This is a genomic window from Asaia sp. SF2.1 (assembly GCF_000505765.1).
In the GTDB taxonomy this organism is placed as follows: Bacteria; Pseudomonadota; Alphaproteobacteria; order Acetobacterales; family Acetobacteraceae; genus Asaia; species Asaia bogorensis.
The window spans coordinates 105607-110806 of record NZ_AYXS01000048.1 but is presented as its reverse complement, the minus strand read 5'-3'; the positions used below and the strand labels follow the sequence as shown (position 1 = coordinate 110806).

General features: G+C 59.9%; 4 protein-coding genes, 1 tRNA gene and 2 pseudogenes. All 7 read right to left on the bottom strand.

The genetic code is table 11. From position 1 onward, the window contains the following. Window positions 1-490: pseudogene (locus P792_RS37765) on the bottom strand (hypothetical protein); the annotation flags it as partial. Beyond that, window positions 487-1263, bottom strand: coding sequence for an ABC transporter ATP-binding protein (locus P792_RS33340; RefSeq protein WP_023979685.1), 777 nt, complete (start codon window positions 1261-1263; stop codon window positions 487-489). The gene P792_RS33340 and the pseudogene P792_RS37765, both read right to left, overlap by 4 nt. Then, the gene (locus P792_RS33335; protein WP_031241429.1) at window positions 1264-2226 is read right to left on the bottom strand and encodes an iron ABC transporter permease; all 963 of its coding nucleotides are present in this window, start codon (window positions 2224-2226) and stop codon (window positions 1264-1266) included. A gap of 248 nt (window positions 2227-2474) precedes the next feature. Further along, a tRNA-Pro gene (locus tag P792_RS33330) sits at window positions 2475-2551 on the bottom strand. Between the two features lie 56 nt (window positions 2552-2607). Next, a complete protein-coding gene (locus tag P792_RS33325) occupies window positions 2608-3189 on the bottom strand; it encodes a TIGR00730 family Rossman fold protein (protein ID WP_023979683.1) in 582 nt (193 codons plus the stop codon). A gap of 27 nt (window positions 3190-3216) precedes the next feature. Beyond that, window positions 3217-4416 (bottom strand): MFS transporter, encoded by a 1200-nt coding sequence (locus P792_RS33320; RefSeq protein ID WP_023979682.1) that lies wholly within the window; start codon window positions 4414-4416, stop codon window positions 3217-3219. Between the two features lie 245 nt (window positions 4417-4661). Beyond that, a pseudogene (locus P792_RS39240) lies at window positions 4662-5200 on the bottom strand (DNA polymerase IV); the annotation flags it as partial.

The window sequence follows — 5200 nt, the reverse complement described above, 5'->3', positions numbered from 1 at the left end:
CCGCTGGCGGCCTGTCGAGCGCAGCAAAAGCCGTGCGATAGCGGGCGGCCTGAGCCTTTGCCTCATCCGTCCCCAAAAGGACCGCCGTCTGATCGATTGTCGCCAGCATCCCCGCGAAATCGGTAAAGCCGACAGGCGCCGCTTTTAGCCCGACAGATTGCAAGGTACCTGCCACACCGGAATCACGGGTGACAAAAACCAGATCGGGTTGAAGGGCAAGAACAGCCTCGGCATTGAGCACCATGCTGCCAAAAACATGGGCCTGATGCAGGGATGGGGCGACGCAATACATCCAGGCAAAGCGCGACGGCGAGACGACCGTACCGACAATTCTGTCTGCTGCGCCCAGCATGATCAGCGTGGCGTTATGGGCATACCATCCATCCACAATGCGCGCGGGAGGCGGCGTTGCTGGCAGGGCTGATGCCTCCTGAGGAGTGGCCACCGCCAGAAACCCGCTCAGCACAGCACCCCAACCGAAACTTCTCATTCCGCCTCATCCCTTTGTGCAAAGAAGCGCTCAGCACCATGATCGTAATGTTGAAGGGCAATTTCATAAAACGCGCTCAGACGCCCGGCCTCAAGAACATCACGCGGTCGTCCCTGTGTCACCACGCGCCCGGCCTCAAGCAGGACGACATGGCTCGCGTGACGGTAGATCATCTCAGGCTGATGCACTGTCATGATGACCAGACGGCCCTGCTGCGCCAGGGTGGAAAGCAGCCCCATCAATCGATGCTGATAGCCGTAATCGAGCCCGGCCAATGGTTCATCCAGCACGATAACCGGTGTCTCCTGCGCCAGCGCCCTTGCCAGAAGAACGCGCTGATACTCGCCCCCCGATAGTGCGGTGCAGGGCCGTCGCGCCAGATCCTGCAAACCGAGCTGCGCAATGGCGCACTCGATGCTGTCGCGGTCCGCCCTGGACAGGCGCGTTGTCAGCCCGCCATGCGGCATCCTGCCCATCTGCACCACCTGCATAACATCATAGGGCGGCAGATGCTCCCTGTTTTGCGGCACGTAGCTCAGCAATCGGGCCCGATCCATGCGCGAAAGATCGGTCAGGGGCACATCATTGACCCGAACACGTCCCCGGTCGGGCACGATAAGACCGAGCATCAGCCGCAGCAGCGTCGTCTTGCCAGCGCCATTTGCCCCCATGAGGCTGACCAGTTGCCCGCCAGCAAAATTCAGCGTTACATCATCGAGTATGGGACGTCCACGCCGGGTGAAGCCGAGAGCCTGTGTCGCAAGGGATGTCACTTATAACTGCCCTTCGCGACGCAGATGCCTCAGCACCACGATGAAGCCTAACGCCCCGAAAAGCTCGGTCATCATGCCAAGAGGAATCTCGGACGCTGTCAGGCTTCGCGCTGCGGTATCGGCCAGCATCAGCCCCGCCGCCCCCATCAGCGCCGCGAAAGGCAACATGAGGCGATGTCCCGGCCCGATAATGAGTCTGGCCATATGGGGCACAATCAGCCCGACCCAGCCGATAATCCCGACTATGGAAACCGTCAGAGCACCAAGCGACGTGGCAAGGGCCAGCACGACGATCCTCATGACCCCAACCGGCAGGCCAAGGCTCCGGGCTTCGTCATCGCTCAGAACCATCGCGTCCAGCGCCCGCGAACCCAGCCACAGCAACGCCATGCCCAGCACACATAAGGGTGTCACCCAGGCAAGCTGCATCCATTGTGTTCGGGCGAGGCTCCCGAGCAGCCAGTAGATGATGGCTGGCAACTGATCGAATGGATCAGCCACATATTTGAGTAACGAGAGAAAAGAGGTGAACAGGGCAGCGCTGATCAACCCGCCTAGCAGCAGCGGTAAGATACCCTCGCGCCCCACCAGCCGCGCGATGCCAAAGCCGCAGGCCACGGCGCAACACCCTCCGGCGAAGGCCGAAAACCCCACTACCGCACTACTGCCATGCAGCAGGATGGCCAGCGCCGCCCCGAAAGCCGCGCCACTCAGTACCCCCAACAGATCGGGCGAAACGAGCGGATTACGGAAAACCGCCTGAAACGCGCTTCCTGACACTGAAAGCGCCGCCCCAACCACCATGGCCCCGATCAGCCTTGGCAGGCGGGCGTAAAGCAGCACGGCCCGTGTTTCGGCGGCACCATGCCCGGCCATCATGGCCCCGATTGCGTGAAGTGAAAGCGGATAGCGCCCAATAAAAATTCCGGCGACAAGCGCGCCGATCAGGATGAGAGTGAGCATCAGAAAGCACAAACGATTGCGCAACGCCCCTTCCCCCTTTTACCATAATGGACCTGATTACCCCGATACCGGGTCAGGGCTTGTCTGGCGAGAGGTTCATGGCTTGTGCAGACAATCGTGCAGCATAGCCAACGAAGAAACGCGAGGTCTCTGATGTGAGAGAGATGATATCGGAAATAATCGGTGGGCGGATAGTCTGCCTGTTCAGCAATACCAGACCGCCAGAATGACCAGAATTGTGGAAATTCTGGTCGGAGTGAGAGGATTCGAACCTCCGGCCCCTGCGTCCCGAACACAGTGCTCTACCAGGCTGAGCTACACTCCGAACCGATGGATGGGGCTATACTGCCAGATGGGCGGTTCTGCAAGGGGGGCAGACGATCAAAGTCGACCTGTCTCGATGTTTTCCTCGCTCTTTCTGGTTTTACCCAGAATTTCGAGAGCTTGAGCCACGTCAGGAACAACCTGATAGAGCCTGCGCGCCGAGGCATCTGCCAGGCCCTGCTCGATTGCTGCCTCCAGAGCCGCAATCACGTGCACAGCCCAATTCGCGACGTTGACGATCAGGATAGGCTTGTCATGCAGCGAGAGCTGGCGCCACGTCATGATTTCCATGAGTTCGTCAAAGGTGCCGAGTCCGCCTGGCAGCACCAGAAACGCATCGGCCTGCGCGAACATCAGCCGTTTGCGCTCATGCATCGACTCGGTAATGATCAGATCCGTCACCTGCTCGTTCATGACCTCGCGGCCGTGAAGGAATTCGGGGATGATCCCGGTTACCTCGCCACCAGCCTGCAACGCGGCTGCGGCCACCACACCCATAAGCCCCACTGCCCCGCCACCATAGACCAGATGGATGCCACGCTCTGCCAGACCGGCTCCCATTGCGCGGGCGGCTTCACCGAAAGCCGGGACAGAACCATGGCGCGAGCCGCAAAAGACAGCGGCGGCAGCGATTGTCATTTCTGGATTTTCCTTCGACCTGTGACGTCAGGGCCTTGCAGCTCGCTGCAATCTCAGCACCTGCACGATGCCGAGAAATGTAATGCAAGCTGTGAAGATGAACAGGGCCATATAACCCGCAGAATGGATGACGAGCCCCAGCAACGGGCCGGACACGCCAATGGCGAGATCGAGAAATACCGAAAAGGCCCCAAGCGCGGCTCCGCGATTCTCCGCCCCGGCGCGATCAACAGCAAGAACGCCCAGTGCCGGAAACACCAGTGAAAAACCCGCTCCGGTTACTGCAGCGCCCAGAGTGGCCGCTTCAGCAGAGGGGAGAAAGGCCAGTATCAGCAATCCGAGTGTTTCAACACCGAGCGAGATAAGCGCGACATTTGTCCCGCCGATACGTCCGATCTGGCGCGCGAAAACGAAGCGCACGATGACGAAGACCATACCGAATACAGCCAGAGCCTGTGCTGCATCCGGCCAGTGCTCCGCCGCAAAATAGAGCGCAAGGCATGACGAGATTGCCCCGAATCCGACGGATCCCGCTGCCAGCGCGCAGCCATGAGGCAGCACGAGACGGAACACCTTGGCGAAAGACATGGCGGGCGCATCATGGCGTATGGGGGCAACCGCGGGATAGGTGCTAGCCAGTGCCGTGCCGATGGCGGGGAGCAGGGTCGAGAGAACACCCAGACTCACCAGCCCGCCCCAGCCGCCACCGAGATGCGACAGCTGCTCGCCAATCGTGGCACCCAGGGCGATACCGCCATAGGAAGTTATTCCATTCCATGAGATGACCTGAGCCGTATTTGCTGCCCCTGCGCGGCGTATGTTCCAGACGATTGCAGCTGTCGAGGCCCAGCTTTCTGCCCAGCCAAGGGCCAGACGACTGGCGAAAAGGCAGATCAGGGAGAGTGGGATGACCGATTTGCCAAGCCCTGCCACCAGAAGCAGCAGGCCGGAAAAGACGCCAAGCGCCAGACCCAGCACCGCAACCGGCTTTGGCCCCTGGGTGTCGATACGTTTTCCCGCCGATGCGCGCGACGCAAAGGTGGCGAAATACTGCAGCGACACGGCAAACCCGGCGATGACCGTGTTGCAGTGCAGGACATTATGCACGAAGAGCGGAATGACTGCCATCGGCAGGCCGATGACGACATAGATAATGAGGTTCAGTGAGACGACCGGCAGGATGATGCCAAGTGGCGATCGTGTCGCCTTTGCCTGCCCGGCACCCATCACAATTTCCCCAATCCTATTTTCTGGTCGCTAGAGGCTCAGCTTTGCCAGCCCCTGCGCCTGCTGTCACCCCGCCCGGTCAAGTTTACGTCAGGTTTAAGCGTTCAACCTGCGCCAAGTGCGCAGATCAGTACGGAAACGACGGCACCCAGCCAGAGCGATGAGGTGGAAAAAACTGAAATCATGACGGCAGATCCTTCCACAAGAGAGCATTGGACTCAGTGAACGCTGCACCATGCAAAAAGTCAGCAGGGTGATTCACCAAAAAGTGTCAATTGTGCGGTTTTTTCTTTTGCCGTGCCCTCGGCCTCATCCTGACCGAGCCCGGTCAGCGTGACGCCCATCAACCTAATGGCACGCTGAAGGGGAAAGAACCCTTCTAGCAATGCCACAGCCTGCTCGCGCACCGCATCTCGGCTTGAGAATGGAGAAGGATTGGACCGGGTGCGTGTCGTGATCTGGAAATCGGCATATTTGAGCTTCAGAACCACAGTGCGTCCGCGCAGTGATTGCGCCTCACAATGCCGCCAGAGCTTGTCGCACAGCCCGTCGAGCACCGTGCAGGCGCTGGCAAAATCCGTCAGATCGGCCTCAAACGTCGTCTCGGTACCAATCGACTTGCGCACCCGGTCCGGCACGACAGGACGATCGTCAATGCCCCAGGCGATGGACGCATAGAACGCAGCAGCTTTGCCGAAATGACGGGTCAGCACGTCACGCGGGATATCACGCAGGTCAGCACCGGTAAAAATGCCCAGCCGATTCATCTTGGCCCGCGTCGCGG

Bases quoted from the DNA above. Each gene is read 5' to 3' on its own strand.
- P792_RS33335 (WP_031241429.1), bottom strand. From the start codon at position 2,226: ATGCTCACTCTCATCCTGATCGGCGCGCTTGTCGCCGGAATTTTTATT.
- P792_RS33325 (WP_023979683.1), bottom strand. From the start codon at position 3,189: ATGACAATCGCTGCCGCCGCTGTCTTTTGCGGCTCGCGCCATGGTTCT.
- P792_RS33320 (WP_023979682.1), bottom strand. From the start codon at position 4,416: ATGGGTGCCGGGCAGGCAAAGGCGACACGATCGCCACTTGGCATCATC.